Raw genomic sequence first — 16,714 nt, forward strand, 5'->3', positions numbered from 1 at the left:
CTTATAATCCTGTATGAATCATTTCATTTTCTTGTTTTTGCTCCATATTCTTTAACATATGAAGCAAAATAAAGCCTGTAACACCCATTGCACCCAAAATTAACCAAGGTGTATATGTCTCTTGCAGCTTTGATGTAAACCATGTTCCTGTGTAGTTACCAATTGTAAATCCAATAGCGAGTGAAAGCTGATAAGCTCCAAAATATGTGGCCGTGTAAGAGGCATGACTATAATTTGCAATTGCGATATCAGCATTAGGTAATACTAGTGTTTCTCCAATTGTAAATAGAATGACGCAGCTAAACAGCCAATATGGATGTGGAAACAAAGGAATAAGTAAAAAAGAAAGTCCCATAAGTAGCACGCCGTATTTTACAATCGAGAGTGTACTATATTTGTGAAATATTTTTCGGAATATAATCATAAATAACACACCCGTAATTGCATTCACTGTAACAACAAGTCCACCTAGCTTTGGGCTATGACTGATATTGGTCATATGAAGTGGAAGAGCGACAGTAAGTTGAGTAAACATAATGTAAAAGAAAATCATAATACATGAGAATGAGAGAAAACGCTTGTTTGCAAAAACAACTTTTAATCCAGATAAGAGTTGTACATTTTCAGTAGAAACTTGGAAGTGGGATCTAAGAAGATAAAAAATGATTGCAAAGAATAGCATAAGAAATCCAGTAAAAATAAAGGGGTACAAAGGATTCCATACGAGGAATAGACTACCCGCAATTGGACCAATAATTGCACCGCTGTTAAAAGCGAGATTTAAGTATGTAAATAAATCTTTTCGGATGCAAGCAGGTTGCGAACCGAATACAGCACGAGCAGCAGGTTCGTAAAATGCAGTTCCAAACCCAATCAATGAAGCAGAAATTGAAATCGTATGAAACTCTGAAAATATTCCTAAACAAATAAAGCCAATGCCTCTTAAGAGTAATCCGGATATCATCATAATCATGTATCCAAATTTATCAGCAATAATGCCAGAAAATAAAGGGATAATTCGTGAAGTAATTATCATAATTGTTAAGATAGTTCCAACTTGCAAAGTAGAGAAGTGTAGAAAACTCGATAAATAGATGGCAAGAAAAGCGTACACAGCAAAGTAACCAAATGCCATGAAAAATGATGAAAAAAGTATAACGCGTATCGGTGTTGAAAAGTTTTTCATAGAGTCTCCTTTCTATAATGTAACCGGTAAAAGTTTTTAATGGTTAACTCTTTTATATTATAATTATACATAAAGTCAGAAAAAAGTAAATTTTAGAAAGATGGTGAATGGATTTGAGTCAGAGTCAAGAGACACCGGGACAATTAGAAATCGTAAGAGAGTTTTTAAATACATGGAGAATTCCAAATGACACAAGAAAGCAGGTAGATGAGCTTAATACAATAGATGATGTACTTCGATTTATGAGAAACCATTTTAGTGAGGAATTTTCTTTTGGCACGTTGGATGAGCTGAAGCAATTTAGAGATGACGTTCGTTTCGCGATTGAGGAGAAAGGGACATTACAAAAATGGTTTGAAAAATATCCATTTGGCGTATGTGTGACGAAAAATATGAAATTTATTACATATGAACCAATTGGGGGACGGAATTTCTATACGATGATGTTACAAATTATTTTGACTGCGATTGAACAAAAGAGGTGGAATCGGTTGAAAGCATGTCCAGATTGTCGCTGGGTCTTTTATGATCATTCTCGTAACGGAAGTAAGCGCTGGTGTGGGATGTATGCAGGGAGTAAAGAGGGAAGAGCTTGTGGTACGATTGCGAAAGTGAAAAATTATCGGGAGAAGAGAAAAGGGAAATCTAGTTATAATGTTTAAATATATAGATAGTATGTATCTAATGAGATTTCATGTGTAGAAATGATTGTGTTTATCTGATGGCACCGTGGCTGTAAAGGAGGGGAATTAGAAATGGAACAAACAAAAATGTTAGAAATAAATAAAAAGTGCTGGGATATAGTGGCACCTTACTTTTTTTAGAGAGATTCTTTACCGAAGTACGGGCCGTATACTGCTTCTGAAGATGAAATTCAATTGTTTGATACGATTAAGAATAAAAAGGTTCTTGGTATAGGTTGCGGTAGTGGACATTCTTTAGCGTATATGGCGAAGCATGGAGTGAAAGAGTTGTGGGGTGTTGATCTTTCTACTACACAAATTATTGCGGCGAAGTAGACATTGAAAGGCTGGAATCCATACTTGATATGTGCAGCGATAGAGGATGAAATAGATATTCCAAAAGAACATTTTGATATTGTATATTCTATTTATAGGGGGCACCATACATGCCCATCAAGCTAAGAAAACAAGTTACCCCCAAAACGAAAAAATGAGCTAAATTTTATTTTTGAAGACTTCAAAGTATTAGCTTGGTACAAATTGGTGAGATTTCAATAAGGGATGTGCTCATTTTCTTACTACTGATAATGAAATTTATGTAAATTACCAAAGAAACACCTTTATTTAATGAGAGGTTTAATGTTTTTTGAAAGTTCACTTCAAGGCTTGAACCTCTATTAATTATACGTTTCCATAGTAATTCAGTTTGATTTATCATATCTTTTCTTCTCTAATTATATACTCAAAAAATCCAATTTAACACACACACAATTACTATTAATCTAAGGTTTTGAATTGTCCCCTTAATGAAAACTTAATTAATTGGTATATACTTCTTGAATCCCTTACTTATAGTGCCATTATAACCATTTTTAGAAAAGAATTTATGTGCTTCTATTCTATTTATACTACTTAATAGGATAATTCTTGTGGATCCCCTTGCAATTGATAGCCGTTCTACATGTTTTAATAACTTTTCACCTATCCCATTACCTCGAAAATCTTCATTTACAATTACATACTCTAGGACGGTATATGGTCTAAATTGATATCCAGGATCAAGACAAAAAGTCATAAATATACTTCCTTTAACTTTACAATCTTCCTCATACACAAATAAAAAATTATTAGAATCATTCCTTATCTGCTCAATTCTTTCTGGTAAAACCTTAATGTTTTTACTATGTGGTGCTAATTTTTTATATAGATTTTCAATTACATGACTGTCCTTTGGGTCAGCTTCACGAATCATATAATTCCCCCTCTATTAATATTGATATATCCATGGTTCGGTCTATTCTAATACCGCACCTTTTGACTCTATTGTATCCTAAAGCAATGCTTTTTGAGTACAATTCAGATAATAAGATGGTAAAAAAAGAGAATAGAAGGGATGGCGTTTTTTGTTTTGGGGTATTTGCTTTTCTTAACTTGATGGCAATGGGGTGATTCCCATACATGCTTTTATTAAGAACTCTTATTTATACTAAGGATTGGAATCTTATTGGTGCCTTAAAATATAAAAAGAGGAAAATACTGTAAAAAACTACTGTATGTTTAAATCATTTATGTTACATTTGTATTATGATGAGGTTACAAAATGTAACTTTTGTTGCGTTTTGTTTTCTGTTGTTTTTGATGTGTTACGAATCATGGTCCGTATTTCCAATCAACTAAGAATATTTAAAATTAAAGAAATAGCAAACTATAAACTGAAAATGATTTTTGTATGTGTATAAGAGTGTGTGTAGTAAAGAGTCTGAGTTAGAGCTTTAGCGCATTATTAAAATTTCTTTCTGTCTTGAAAGAAGAAGAATACTAACTATTTAGGGGTTTTTAAGTAATGATAGTGAATGAAATGTACTTCCTTTCCCGCACACAATTTAGTACATATTTTACTTTCAGTCTAATTACTACACAGACTTTTATACATATGAAGTTATTGTTTTAGGAATATATAGGAGGAGAGAGAAAATGAGAAAGTTATTAACACTAATTGGACTTACATTTTTAATGCTAGCTGGATGTAGTAATGGAGATTTTGAAAAAGCAATGGAAGAGGGGAAGACAGCGCTAACTAATAAAGAATATAAAACAGCCTTAGCATCATTTGAACGAGCACTAGATGAGAAAAAAGATGATTCAGATGCAAAAGTGTTTGTAGAACAATCGAAAGCAATGATTGAAGCAGTGAAACTAAAAGAAGAAACAAAGGTAGAAGAATCAATCAAGTCATTTGAAAAAGTAGAGAACATGAAGAATGGAAGTAATACGCTTATAAAACAAGCAAAAGAAGAACGAACAGCATTACTAGCCATCTTAGAACAAAAAAAGAAGTATAGTGAGCAACTGGTGAAAAGTGAAGAGTTAATAAGTAAGAAAAATTATTCCGAAGCGAAAGAGATATTAAATAAGCTAGTTTCAGAAACAAAAGATAACAAGAACCTTGAAGAATATAATAAAAAAGCCTCAGGATTAATCACTAAAATTGGTGAAGAAGAAAAAAATACAAAGAGTGAAACAGTAGCAGCAGTGAAGGAACAAAAAACAGATGCAGTAACGAGTCAAAAGGTGGAGACAGAGAAGAATCAAAAGGTAGAGGCAGAGAAGAATCAAAAGGTGGAGACAGGAAAGAATCATGATGAATTTACTTTTGAGAAAGCTATAGGATATATCAAAAAAGAATATAATGAAGAATACACTTACACTCTTGAGGATACTCAAGTAGAAAATGGAAAGAAATGTTATAAAATTAGAGTGCGTACGACATATAAAATAGAAGGCGCAGCTGGGTCAGGATTTACTGGAGTATTCAAGGTATTTGAAGATGGCACAATTGTTGAAATGCACTAAATCGATGAAAAGGATACGATGAATCTTTATATTTCTAGTAAGAATTATGGATATTTTAGGAGTGAAAACTGCCATTTAAGTATGTGCGGTGAACCGTATCATGAGTAAATGAAGTTTAATAATAAATACCTGATCCCTATTGCAGCGAAGCAGTACGATGTAAAGGGGAATATGGAACAGAAAAGTAACCCTACAAAAATGTAAGGTTACTTTTTTGGATCTACTATTAATCTGTAACTTCAATAGTTATAAATTTCAAATTTTTTCGTTTGGGGATAATTTTGAATCCTTAAGTTGATGGGCATGTATGGTGACCCCTTATACACTAGGGGGGACATCTGATTTACCAAAAACATTGCAGCTTGTTTATTCATATTTAAAAAAGGGTGGAAGTTTTGTTTTTAGCTGGGAGCATCCGATTTATTCAAACCTGTAGTATGGAACGCCAGAAATGGTTTTGGAATCTTCATATCATGAAGAGGCAAACATTTAAAGGGGAAGCTGCACAAGCAGTATTATATAAAAGAAAATTGAGTACATACATAAATGAACTTATTAAGGCAGGGTTTACAATTGAAAGAATAGTAGAGGATAAACCTTCTAGTGATTTTGATGAACAAGCAGCTGCACCTTCTAAAAAATATTATTCTTTGCATAAGGCGAGAATGTTACCGACAACGTTAATAGTTAAGGTTCGAAAATAGGTTATTGTATAAAAGGAAAGATACAATATGAAAAAAGCTTTGCAACAATAGCAAAGCTTTTTTCAAGTTTCGTCATACTGCACATATAAATGATCTTACATGCGCAAGAAATTCACTTCATCTTTTTGGCTGAAAAATATGTTGAAAAAAGTATTTGTGATGTAAACTATCTACAATTTTGTTAGCTTGATACGTACGTTGTTGTTCCAACCTAAGACGTTGCTCCATCATTTTCATTTCATGATCTGATAAACGTAACATTGTACGAGTCTCCTTTTCTATAAATATAGGTTTCTAATGATAACGATTCCACATGCTTTATAGTTAAGGAGGGATACTGTGTATCATAGGTAAAAAGCACCTTCCCTCTCCCATTACGCTTACGAGGTTAGCTGTCGGACTCGGGAAGTGAGAGTTCCCTACTTAAAAAAGATTCGCCCCAAGTAGCATAAACTACATGAATGGTTCCCCCGTTCCAAAATTTGGATTCAGCAAAAGGTTTTATAAAAAATAAGATAACATAACTCGCAAAATAAGTCAAATTATTTTGTATTTTCTGCCTTTTCCAACTGTGTAAGAACAAGTCCGTCAGGTAAAATAATATCTGTTACTTCAATGAATCCGTGTTTTTTATATAGAGAAAGTGCAGGGATGTTTGCTTTCCCTGTTTGTACAATATATTTCTTTGTATCAGGGGATATGCTAAATAAATGAAGGAGTAACTTTGTTGCAATTCCTCTATGAAAATAGTCAGGAGATATAACTAGGCGATGAATATCAATAATTGTCCCTTCATTTACAAAAGAGATAAAACCTATTAGTTTATTTTCAAAGATGTAGCCATAAAAGGTCTCATTACAATTTTGAATGTCTTCCACAGTATCGTATAAACGTGGGATTGCTGTGCTGTTAATGTACTTTGCTTCAATTTTATAAGCAGGAATTTGGATCGCTAAAATAGCTGATGCTACTTTAATAGAAGTAGGTGGAATTTTACGAATCATTAGCTAATCTCCTTTTTGTATGTTAAATTTTATCTTGAGATAAGAAAAAATATGTGTTAAACATTGATATAATTATTGTTTAAAGTGTGATAAAAATATATTTATATAACATTAATCGCTATGAAATTTGACAAATTTTAGCTCTCTTGGATACAATGTATGTACATGAATTTCGTGATATGATAGTAACTCTCCTGTTATGAATGGCTGTCATTCAATGAGAAATGATAAGGTGCAAGTAATGAACTAAGGGTGTGTATAACTTTTCTATTGGATCACAAATGAATAGAAATATATTACTGATTGTTTCATAAAGCCCTTTTCAAGGGCTTTTCATACTTAGAGAGGTGGTATATTTGGAGAAAGTCAATTTACGAAAAAGAGATAAACTGAAAAAGTTTTTTAAAGAACAAAATTATTTAGCGGTGCTACTTGGATTTGCTTTACTGTTTGTGAATATATTACTACTAACAAAAATTTCGTTTGTATTTACACCCTTCATTGTCTTTTTAAAAACAATCTTTTTTCCAGTGTTGTTAGCTGGGGTACTATTTTATATTTTACATCCATTGGTTTCGCTTTTAGAAAGAAAAGGTGTTTCTAGAATTATTTCCATTGCCTCTATATACATACTTGTAATCGGGTTGTTTGTTTTTCTTGTTGTGACAGTGATTCCGATTATTAAAGATCAAGTAAATGCGTTAATAGATAACTTGCCATATTTCGGTCATGAAATTGAGAGGGCAGCACGTAGATTCGGAGAAAGTAATATAATTGGAAAGATTCAAGATAGCTTAAATATTGATGTAGGTAGTATCGTAAAAGATTCTACAATGAACTTTACAAATTCGCTATCATCAGTGACTGGGAATGTAACTGGATTCTTAAGTACACTTACAGAAGTCGTGCTTACATTTGTAATGGTACCTTTTATATTATTCTATCTTTTAAAAGATGGAGAGAAATTACCAAAGTACTTTTTAAGGATTATTTCAGAACAAAGACAACCTGCTGCTAAGCTTATATTAGATGATATGCATTACGCCATTAGCTCATATATTAGAGGGCAAATTATTGTTAGTTTGTTTATTGGGATTATGTTATTAATCGGTTATTTTATTATTGGGATTAAATATGCGGTCTTACTTGCTGTTTTAGCGATGATTGTAAACGTAGTACCTTATGTAGGACCGATTATTGCGATTACACCGGCTTTAATTATTGCTTTTATTGATTCACCAGCAATGATTCTAAAAGTTATTATTGTGATGATGATTGTACAATTAGCAGAAGGGAAGTTTATTTCACCACAAGTCATGGGTAAAAAATTAGACATTCACCCAATTACGATTATCTTTATTATTTTAACAGCAGGTAATCTATTTGGAATTATGGGGATTATTTTAGCGATTCCAGGTTATGCGATTTTAAAAGTGCTTGTTACACATGGGTATAGATTTATTAAACTGAACACTTAAAAAGAGGAGCTAAAACAGAAATTTTCTGCTTTAGTTCTTTTTTTCATTTTCTCATTTGTAAGCCTTTGAATAAATAGAAAATTTACGTTTATCAGAAAAATAAATGTGATAAAATGTAAAAAATGAACAAAAAGCGATGATAGAGAAGAGTACATATTCAGAACTTCGCAGAGAGCTGATGGTTGGTGGGAATCAGTAAGGGATGAACATGGAATGGACTCTGGAGCTTCTAGCTGAAATGAGTAGGCTAAGACGATTTGCTTCGCGTTAAAGAGGCATCAAGTGAGCTATAATTGTAGCTAATAAAGGTGGTACCGCGGGAGTCTCTCGTCCTTTTCTAGGATGAGAGGCTCTTTTATTTGTAGAAAGAAGGAGTTAGTATGAGTGAGAAAATAATGTTAACAGGGATTAAGCCAACTGGCCATCCGCATTTAGGGAATTATATTGGGGCGATTAAACCTGCGTTAAACATGTCTAAAAAGAAAGACGGAAAAGCACTGTATTTTATAGCAGATTACCATGCATTAAACGCCATGCAAGATCCTAAGCTGTTTTGTGATTATACAAAAGAGGTCGCTGCAACATGGCTAGCATTAGGACTTGGAGAAGATGTTATCTTTTATCGACAAACGGAAGTTCCAGAAATTTTAGAACTAGCATGGATTTTAGCTTGTCTGACTCCAAAAGGCCTTATGAATCGAGCTCATGCTTATAAAGCAAAGATAGAACAAAATAAGGAGACAGGTGTTGATATTGATACAGGTGTCAATATGGGATTATATACGTATCCAATATTAATGGCTGCAGATATATTGTTATTTCAGTCTAGCCATGTACCTGTTGGAAAAGATCAAATTCAACATATTGAAATTGCTCGGGATATTGCGACGTATTTTAATCATACTTTCGGAGAGACGTTTACACTTCCTGAGTATGTAGTGCAAGAAGAGGGGGCTATTTTGCCAGGACTTGATGGACGAAAGATGAGCAAAAGTTATGGGAATGTGATACCGCTATTTGCAGAATCCGAAAAGCTTAAAAAGTTAATTTTTAAAATTAAAACTGATTCTTCCCTGCCTTATGAATCGAAAGAACCTGAGACGTTATTTATGATATATAAGGAATTTGCCACAGAGGAAGAAACAAAAAGCTTGCGAGAGCAGTACAAAACAGGCATTGGTTGGGGAGATGTAAAGAAAGAACTATTTCGCGTTGTAAACAGAGAATTAGAAGAACCAAGGGAAAAGTATGAGGGATATATGAATGAGCCACACTTATTGTATGAGGCTTTAGAAAAAGGTGCGGAGCGAGCGAGAGAAATCGCGAAGGTGAATTTAGCTGAAATCAAAAAGAGGATTGGATATGAGAGGGAACGATAAGCGTTCCCTTATTTTTCTGTATTCATTGTAACGGATTGCTGAAATTGATCAATAATCATTTTAGGTACAGCACCAATATTATGTGGGAGTGCATGCAATGGGAAAAAAAGCAATTCTTTTGATTCATTACGGTCACATTGCAACTCACCTTCATAATTTCGGCAAATATAAACTACCATGACACCATATACTTGATCGCCGTTTGGATATATTTGAAACAAGTTTGGTCCTGAAAAGGTGTGAAATAGTTCTAAATCTTTTACGATAAGTCCTGTTTCTTCAAATGTTTCTCGTTTTGCAGCTTCTTCTAATGTTTCTCCATATTCAAGAGCACCACCAATAATGCCCCACATATTGAAATCAGTGCGAAGCTGAAGTAATATTTCATTTTGTTTATTTAAAACGATTACGTGTGAACCAGTTATGATAAGCGGATGGTTCCCTACAAGTTTTCGCATGTCTTCGAGATATCCCATTTTTTTCTCCTTTATTATTAACAATACTTCGGTAATTCCCTCAACATTTTTTCAGCTCGATTTGCTACAGAAGTAAGGTTAGGGTCTATTTTTGCTCTGAAAAACAAGGTGCGTAAAAATGTTTTTACATTTGCACATAATATAAAGTATTCATGACAAGAAAGTCTAATTTTTAACTGTGTTAAACGTTTTATTTTTTTATAAATAATCGAAAAAAGTTGATCCCTTGGAAAGTCATAATAAAGCATAGATAAGAGGGGAGTTGCAATTCGTTCATCTTCATTATTATGATATACGGTAGAGTAAATGAAGATTTTGTTTAATAAGCAATGAGCAATCTCTTCATAACAGGAACAGGTAATATGTGCACTGTGTACCAGTTCGTTAAAGGCATCGGATGCATGGGCAACGCTATGAGCCCAGCCTTTATCTTGTACATATCCACGATAATCTATTTCAAGATTCATATATGTAATAAGCTTTTCTTTTATGTTTTGCACAGTTTCTTGTAATAAGAAAGAGTGAGAATTATCGAACTGTATAATGAGTCCTATTAATAAAGTGGTATAAGAACGAGTGAAAACTCCATCTGTATTGGGAGAGGAGATTTCTTGATATAAGTAATCGTCACTTAGACAGGTCGTTAACAGAGTTTCTAAGTTATCATGGGATAGAAATTCATTTTGAATAAAATGTGCAAAACATTTATATATTAGTTGGTCACGTACATAGCTATCGGTCGTTCCAATATGCCCAATCATATGGGAACTTAACGCATTAAGATCGATGTTCTGCATCTGTGTATAGTCATTTTGCTGAATGAGCTCCAATTGTTGTTGCAATGCAATGATATCCAAAGTTGCGCCTCCTCTATGCTTTCGTAATGCATTGTTTCCTAGTATTCTATATATTCGAAGACAATCCTGCTCATGCAAGGATAAATAATAAGCTCTTCCGAAGTAGTTAACAGGGAGGGGGCTTAATATGCTAAAACAAAGGCTTAAACATATGATTGCATTATACCCAGCTATATTATTTGATGGATGGCATGTTGAAAATGTATCGGAGCGCACGGAAGGGGAGAGATGGGAGACACTTTGGTTTCAAGTTTTTACAACAACGGGAATGTTTCGGGTAAAAGAATTTTTTCTTGATATAATGGAGCCGACATTTCCTGATAGCTGCATTTATCAAGCGCAAGGTGAATGTTTTCAGTATAATCATCTTGTATATTGGAGGGGATTAAATTATAAAGGGAAAGTCAGTTATGTCATCTCTAAATGGAAAGCACAAGTTGAAATTTCGATTGATGAAGGATTCGTGCAGCAACAAGAAATGGAACAGTTTTTAGAAGGTTTGCAGCCATTAGATCTAGAAAAAGCAAAAAAACAAGTAAATAAGCCGTTTCATCAATTAAGTTTTCAAGCAAGAGTACAAATTGATGGTGAAATAAGCAGGTGCAGTAAATGGTATTCACCAAATGAAGTGCAATTTGAATTGTTACCAATTACAACACCAGATGATTGGCGGCTTGAATCGGTTGGTTTTGGAGATGACGAAGTACAATATGTGTACTGGGATAAAAAGAACCAACTATATGCACTTTGGGCGTGTCTTCATTCAAAGTGTAGTTATTATCCAGTATCGCCCTGGACTGGAAATTATAGCCTAGTGCAAGTGCTAAATGGATTAGAGTTTTATACTCATCCTCAGCGTGGTACAGTCGTATACCAAGATTTAGGTGACAAGCAGATCGCCTATGTATTTCGCGGTATTCCGTGTACAACACTTGCAAAAGTACAAGAAATTTTTTCTTAATTTCAAAGAATAGACAAAAGAATGTCATAAATATAGTCACGACAGAACCAGTATATTTATAATACAATAAAATAGAGTATCGCTTCATTTATGGGAATATATAAAGAAAGTATTGGTGAAATTATGACAAAACAAAAAAGCTGGTTACAAGCAAGTATAGAACGAGATCAAGATAATAAGTTACATATAGTATGGGAAGATGGAGTAGGAGAAGTTTCGATTTATTGGAGTACTACATCAGAACAAATTGAGGAGAATGGAGAGTTTTTATTAAAAGTATCAGGTCAATCATCGTGTACGATAGAAGATCCAAATTCAAAAGCGCGTCCATATTTCCGATTAATAGCAAGTAATGGACAAGCTGTGACTGTAGCAGAACGCAGGTTGCCATTACAAGGAGCGTTTAATTTCCGCGATTTAGGTGGTTATGAAACAAGTGATGGCCATAAAGTAAAGTGGGGGAAATTATATCGCTCAGAAGAATTAGCAGGATTAACAGAATGGGATATTGCTTATTTAGAGCAATCTGGTTTAAAACTAATTTGTGATTATCGAACAGATTTTGAAGTGACACATAAACCGAATCCAAGCATTGCTAGTGCCCGGCAAGTGTGTTTACCAGTCATGCAAGATATAGCAAAAGATCTAAATATTAATGAGTTTTTCCAAGTCGGGGATTTATCAATGCTTGGAAAACCAGGTGAGTATTTAGTGAAAATGAATAAAGGCTTTGTAGAGGGAAATGAAGCATTTGTACGTTTTCTACAGCTCGCTCAAGAACCGGAAAATTTACCGCTAGTTAATCATTGTACAGCTGGGAAGGATCGAACAGGATTTGGTTCAGCGCTATTATTACTTCTTCTTGGTGTTCCAGAAGAAACAGTGATGCAAGACTATTTATTAAGTAATGGATTTCGTGAAAAGTTAAATCAAAAAATGATGGCCTTTTTAGGTGCGAAGCTGCAAAATGAGGAAAGTAAAGAAATATTAGGAGCTATGTTTGAAGCTCGTGCGGAGTATTTACAAGCTGCAATTGACGAAATAAAACGTGCATTCGGCAGTATTGAAAACTATGCTGAAACAGGGCTTGGTTTTACAAAATACCAATTAGAAAATATGAAAGCATTGTTATTAGAAGAGAAGTAATCAAACAATCCTGTATTATGCCAGTAATACAGGATTGTTTTTATCATTTTAACCGATTCATCCCCCTCCCCTAAACGAAGTGAAGGTGGGGGTAGTTCAATAATTAGCAGATGAGTAATGGAGGAAACTATGAAATACAAAGTTATATTCTTCGATGTGGATGATACATTATTGGACTTTAGTATGTCAGAAAAAAATGCATTACATAAAGTTTTTGAAGAGTTTGGATTACCTACGGGGGAAGTGGATTATAGAAACAGCTATAAAGAGATTAGTAAAGTATTATGGAGAGACTTAGAACAGGGAACTACCACTTTATCAGAATTGGGAGTAGAGAGGTTTAGAAGGTTGTTTTTTGAACATAATTTAGAGATTGACGCGGCTACATTTAACCGTGCATATCTTACATACTTGGGAAAAGAAGTACATCTTGTACCGGGAGCTGTAGACTTGTTCAACCGTCTTACGGGGTGCAGGCTAGCTATTATAACAAATGGATTTACTGATGTGCAAAAAAACAGAATAGAGGAATCTCCTCTTCGTAATACTTTTGAGCATCTTATCATTTCAGAAGAAGCTGGGTTTCAGAAGCCGGACCGAGGTGTTTTCGAATATGCATTTTCTAAGTTGAAGATTACTGATAAAACGGAAGTGTTAATTGTAGGAGATTCTTTAACTTCTGATATCCAAGGAGGAATAAATTACGGGATTGATACTTGTTGGTTTAATCCAAATGGTAAAGAGAATCATATAAGTATTCAACCAACATATGAAATTCGTAAGTTAACTGAGATTATAGGGATTGTAAGAAAGGCTGTGGGAACTGAGGGATTTTGAATAAGTGCTTTCTCTATCTTTTTGATTACATAGGAGTTACTCTTAACAATCCATATAAATCTTACAAAAAATCCCTCTCTATAATAAGAGGAGGGATTTTTTGTAGACTATTTTTCATTAAAAATAAATATCTCATCAATGGAAGTATTCAATGTTTTCGCAATGTCATGGGCCAGTTGTAAAGAAGGATTATACCTTCCTTTCTCTATGAATGAATTTTAATTATATATTTAATTAAAATTCAGAAAAATGATAATATTCTTAGGTTATCAACAGTAAAAATATCGTAAAATGGTTGCAAGAGGAAGGGAGGGGGGAACGTATGATCAAGTGGATGTTAATTATGTTAATGATTGTGGCGGTAATAGTTGTTGGAACAATAGTAGTTGGGAAAAATGGAGATGAAAATTATAGTAAAGCAACGAAAAGTAATATTACAAGGCTTACAATGATTTATCTTTTATTAGCAGTGGTTTTAATTGTTGGACTAGGTTTATATATCTATTTTAATGGTTAAAGATATGTACAGATTGAAACACTGATATAAAACGAGAGCGTTTGTTTTTACGTAGAAGCGGTTTTAGCCAAATATTATGTGAAATGATTGGAAAATCAAAATGAATATGGACAATAACCTTTCTCAATAAACTGATACATTTTGTTGATCTGTTTAATCTGAAAAATACAAAAATCTAAAAATAGAAGTATGCTATAATAGAGATATAGTTTATTGGTAATTGAGGAAAGGATTGGATAAAATGATTGAAATTGTGAATGTATCAAAGAGTTATAATGGTTCGTCATATGCAGTAAAAGATTTAAGTTTAACAGTACCAAGCGGAGAGATTTTTGGATTCTTAGGTCCAAATGGTGCTGGGAAATCGACAACGATTAAAATGGCAACAGGTATTCATGCGATAGATAAAGGAACAATTTCGATCAATGGAAAAGATGTGACAAAGGAACCTTTAGAAGCAAAGAAAACATTTGGGTATGTACCAGATAGTCCAGATATGTTTTTAAGATTAAAAGGAATCGAGTATTTAAACTTTATGGCGGATATGTACGAGGTTCCCAATGAAATTAGACAGGATCAAATTCAATCGTTGACTAAGAGATTTGATCTTTATAATGCTTTGTCGGATCAAATTCAAAGTTATTCACACGGAATGAGACAGAAGATTATTATTATTGGTGTACTGCTGCATGATCCAGACGTATGGATTTTAGATGAACCAATGACAGGGCTTGATCCAAAGTCAGCGTTTATTTTAAAACAGATGATGAGAGAGCATGCAGATAAAGGGAAAACAGTATTTTTCTCAACACACGTGCTTGAAGTAGCAGAGAAATTATGTGATCGAGTTGCGATTATTAATAAGGGGAATTTACAGTTCCAAGGAAATTTAAATGAAATGAGAGATCATTTTAAATCCAATGAATCACTTGAGAAAATGTTCTTGGAGATGACTGGAAATGAATAAAATTTGGACATTAACAAAAGTATTATTGAAATTAAATTATGCCGATATCATAACGGATAAAAAGAAACGGTGGGCGTATGCATTTTCGTTTTTAGCATTATTATTTGCTGGCTTTATATTTATCGGTCCAATTACATATGGAATGTATGCTGGAATGGAATCAATCGGACAAGAAACATCGATAATTGGAATGGGATTAGCTGTTGCGAGCATATGGGTATTTGTAATTAGTATTACGAACATTTTAACGGTATTTTATTATAATAATGATGTTGAAACTTTATTACCTTTACCACTGCAACCATCACAGATCATTACGGCAAAATTTATTACGGTATTAATTACACAATATGTAATGGGATCTTTTATTTTATTGCCAATCTTTATTGTATACGGTATGCAAAGCGGTGCATTCATTACATACTATTTATATGTAGTATTCATTTACATATTTTTCCCGATTATCCCGCTAGTACTTGCATCACTTTTAATGACAGTTATTATGCGTTATACAAATATAGCTAAAAATAAAGATCGTAGTAATATATTTATTGGAATATTAACCTTATTGTTTATCGTAGGTATTAATGTATTTATTCAGTGGCGAAACAAAAGTGCAGTATCAGGGGATATGATGGCAAATTACTTTGCTGATAATCAATCGTCCCTCTTCGTTCAGATGACAAATTATTTTCCGACAACATACTTTGGAGCAATGGGATTAATAGAACATGCTTCTTGGAAAGGGATTATATATGTTCTAATTTTTGCAGCGATTTCCTTAGCGTTTTTCGGATTGTTTTTTTATGTTGCACAGCGTACGTATTTAAAAGGAGTTATCGGACTTTCAACGAGTACTGCAAAAAAAGAGGCCATCTCAACAGAAAACTTAAAAAAATCAACTGTACAAAGTTCACACATAAAAGCTTATGTCAAAAAAGAATTCAAAATTTTATTCCGAACACCACAATTTTTTATAAATTGTATCGTGCAAACTTTTGTGATGCCAATTATGTTATTCTTTATACTTTTCGTACAAGAGGGGAACTTAAAGTGGTTAACTAGGTTTATAAAAGAGCCAGAATGGTCTGGTTTAGCTCTTGGCATAGGTTTCTGTGCAGGTTTATTCTTAATGGGAAGTAATGTCATTGCCACAACGTCTTTTTCTAGGGATGGGAGTTCGTGGTTTGTCAATTGTTATTTACCAGTAAAGGCATCAGATATATTTTTTGCAAAAGTTTTCACAGCATGGCTTATTAATATAACAATTTTAGCTGTGTTTGGTCTTATCATGACAATTGTTGCTGGTGTCTCACCACTCTTTATGTTGCTATGGTTTTTACTAAGTGCAAATGGCCTTTGGTTAACAAACTTAATTGGTACACGTTGGGACGCTCAAACGGCAGATATACATTGGGATTCGGAGCAAAAGTTGTTTAAAAGCAGGTACACAACTTTATGGAATTTCCTTGCAAATATTGCGATGGATTTAGTAATCGTAGCCGGGGTTTGCGGATTATACTTTTTCTTTGAAATTGGTATGTGGGGTATGTTTAGTATTCTATTAATCGCATTTATTATTATAAATGTAATAGTAACACGCAGTTTACAGTTAGGAGCAGAGCGCATTTTAGTGAATATTAAATAACATGATAAATCCTCTGCA

General features: G+C 33.5%; 16 protein-coding genes, 3 pseudogenes, 1 riboswitch and 1 other annotated feature. Of the genes and pseudogenes, 12 read left to right on the plus strand and 7 right to left on the minus strand.

What is annotated here, in order from left to right; genetic code table 11:
- Position 1: 1 nt before the first annotated feature.
- On the minus strand, positions 2 to 1,186 hold the full coding sequence (locus HRG09_RS19070) for an MDR family MFS transporter (protein WP_174102448.1): 1,185 nt from the start codon (positions 1,184 to 1,186) through the stop codon (positions 2 to 4).
- Positions 1,187 to 1,293: 107 nt separating this feature from the next.
- On the opposite strand from HRG09_RS19070, the gene HRG09_RS19075 reads away from it, so the two are divergent.
- On the plus strand, positions 1,294 to 1,848 hold the full coding sequence (locus HRG09_RS19075; RefSeq protein WP_174102449.1) for a CGNR zinc finger domain-containing protein: 555 nt from the start codon (positions 1,294 to 1,296) through the stop codon (positions 1,846 to 1,848).
- 93 nt (positions 1,849 to 1,941) lie between these two features.
- Positions 1,942 to 2,301 (plus strand): annotated as a pseudogene (locus HRG09_RS19080) (class I SAM-dependent methyltransferase); the annotation flags it as partial.
- 382 nt (positions 2,302 to 2,683) lie between these two features.
- On the opposite strand, the gene HRG09_RS19085 reads toward HRG09_RS19080, so the two are convergent.
- Entirely contained in the window at positions 2,684 to 3,121 is a 438-nt protein-coding gene (locus tag HRG09_RS19085; protein WP_174102450.1) for a GNAT family N-acetyltransferase, read from the minus strand.
- A gap of 722 nt (positions 3,122 to 3,843) precedes the next feature.
- Here HRG09_RS19085 and HRG09_RS19090 point away from each other — a divergent pair.
- The gene (locus HRG09_RS19090; RefSeq protein ID WP_174102451.1) at positions 3,844 to 4,722 is read left to right on the plus strand and encodes a hypothetical protein; all 879 of its coding nucleotides are present in this window, start codon (positions 3,844 to 3,846) and stop codon (positions 4,720 to 4,722) included.
- Positions 4,723 to 5,041: 319 nt separating this feature from the next.
- A pseudogene (locus HRG09_RS19095) lies at positions 5,042 to 5,426 on the plus strand (class I SAM-dependent methyltransferase); the annotation flags it as partial.
- Positions 5,427 to 5,543: 117 nt separating this feature from the next.
- Here the strand turns inward: HRG09_RS19095 and HRG09_RS19100 are convergent.
- Positions 5,544 to 5,687, minus strand: a complete 144-nt coding sequence (locus HRG09_RS19100) for a hypothetical protein (protein WP_174102452.1) — start codon at positions 5,685 to 5,687, stop codon at positions 5,544 to 5,546.
- A gap of 100 nt (positions 5,688 to 5,787) precedes the next feature.
- Positions 5,788 to 5,930, minus strand: a riboswitch (cyclic di-AMP (ydaO/yuaA leader).
- 38 nt (positions 5,931 to 5,968) lie between these two features.
- Positions 5,969 to 6,430: a GNAT family N-acetyltransferase gene (locus tag HRG09_RS19105; protein WP_174102453.1), complete on the minus strand. Its 462-nt coding sequence runs from the start codon at positions 6,428 to 6,430 to the stop codon at positions 5,969 to 5,971.
- Positions 6,431 to 6,786: 356 nt separating this feature from the next.
- Here HRG09_RS19105 and HRG09_RS19110 point away from each other — a divergent pair, with 356 nt between their 5' ends.
- Both HRG09_RS19110 and HRG09_RS19115 read left to right on the plus strand, forming a co-directional pair.
- Positions 6,787 to 7,908: an AI-2E family transporter gene (locus tag HRG09_RS19110; RefSeq protein WP_174102454.1), complete on the plus strand. Its 1,122-nt coding sequence runs from the start codon at positions 6,787 to 6,789 to the stop codon at positions 7,906 to 7,908.
- Between the two features lie 127 nt (positions 7,909 to 8,035).
- Positions 8,036 to 8,246: a binding site (T-box leader), on the plus strand.
- 42 nt (positions 8,247 to 8,288) lie between these two features.
- A complete protein-coding gene (locus tag HRG09_RS19115; protein WP_174102455.1) occupies positions 8,289 to 9,287 on the plus strand; it encodes a tryptophan--tRNA ligase in 999 nt (332 codons plus the stop codon).
- Between the two features lie 8 nt (positions 9,288 to 9,295).
- On the opposite strand, the gene HRG09_RS19120 is transcribed toward HRG09_RS19115, so the two are convergent.
- Positions 9,296 to 9,763: an NUDIX hydrolase gene (locus HRG09_RS19120; RefSeq protein WP_174102456.1), complete on the minus strand. Its 468-nt coding sequence runs from the start codon at positions 9,761 to 9,763 to the stop codon at positions 9,296 to 9,298.
- A 17-nt stretch (positions 9,764 to 9,780) separates the two neighbouring features.
- Entirely contained in the window at positions 9,781 to 10,620 is an 840-nt protein-coding gene (locus tag HRG09_RS19125; RefSeq protein WP_174102457.1) for a DUF2785 domain-containing protein, read from the minus strand.
- Between the two features lie 127 nt (positions 10,621 to 10,747).
- Between HRG09_RS19125 and HRG09_RS19130 the strand changes: the two genes are divergently transcribed.
- From HRG09_RS19130 to HRG09_RS19140, 3 genes are all read left to right on the plus strand, one after another.
- On the plus strand, positions 10,748 to 11,581 hold the full coding sequence (locus tag HRG09_RS19130) for a hypothetical protein (protein WP_174102458.1): 834 nt from the start codon (positions 10,748 to 10,750) through the stop codon (positions 11,579 to 11,581).
- Positions 11,582 to 11,704: 123 nt separating this feature from the next.
- Positions 11,705 to 12,727, plus strand: coding sequence for a tyrosine-protein phosphatase (locus tag HRG09_RS19135; protein ID WP_174102459.1), 1,023 nt, complete (start codon positions 11,705 to 11,707; stop codon positions 12,725 to 12,727).
- A 129-nt stretch (positions 12,728 to 12,856) separates the two neighbouring features.
- Complete coding sequence (locus HRG09_RS19140; RefSeq protein WP_174102460.1) at positions 12,857 to 13,564, plus strand: YjjG family noncanonical pyrimidine nucleotidase; 708 nt, start codon at positions 12,857 to 12,859, stop codon at positions 13,562 to 13,564.
- A 107-nt stretch (positions 13,565 to 13,671) separates the two neighbouring features.
- On the opposite strand, the pseudogene HRG09_RS29065 reads toward HRG09_RS19140, so the two are convergent.
- Positions 13,672 to 13,779: pseudogene (locus HRG09_RS29065) on the minus strand (helix-turn-helix transcriptional regulator); the annotation flags it as partial.
- 107 nt (positions 13,780 to 13,886) lie between these two features.
- Between HRG09_RS29065 and HRG09_RS19150 the strand changes: the two are divergent.
- The 3 genes from HRG09_RS19150 to HRG09_RS19160 all read left to right on the plus strand — a co-directional run bounded on the left by HRG09_RS19150 (position 13,887) and on the right by HRG09_RS19160 (position 16,696).
- Positions 13,887 to 14,081 (plus strand): hypothetical protein, encoded by a 195-nt coding sequence (locus tag HRG09_RS19150; protein ID WP_174102461.1) that lies wholly within the window; start codon positions 13,887 to 13,889, stop codon positions 14,079 to 14,081.
- Between the two features lie 241 nt (positions 14,082 to 14,322).
- Positions 14,323 to 15,048, plus strand: coding sequence for an ABC transporter ATP-binding protein (locus tag HRG09_RS19155; RefSeq protein ID WP_174102462.1), 726 nt, complete (start codon positions 14,323 to 14,325; stop codon positions 15,046 to 15,048).
- Positions 15,041 to 16,696 carry a putative ABC transporter permease subunit gene (locus HRG09_RS19160; RefSeq protein WP_174102463.1) on the plus strand — a complete coding sequence of 552 codons (1,656 nt, stop codon included), beginning with the start codon at positions 15,041 to 15,043 and terminating at the stop codon, positions 16,694 to 16,696. The genes HRG09_RS19155 and HRG09_RS19160 overlap by 8 nt, the downstream gene beginning before the upstream one ends.
- The last annotated feature ends 18 nt before the right edge of the window (positions 16,697 to 16,714 follow it).

This window comes from Bacillus sp. Xin1 (assembly GCF_013314535.1).
In the GTDB taxonomy this organism is placed as follows: domain Bacteria; phylum Bacillota; class Bacilli; order Bacillales; family Bacillaceae_G; genus Bacillus_A.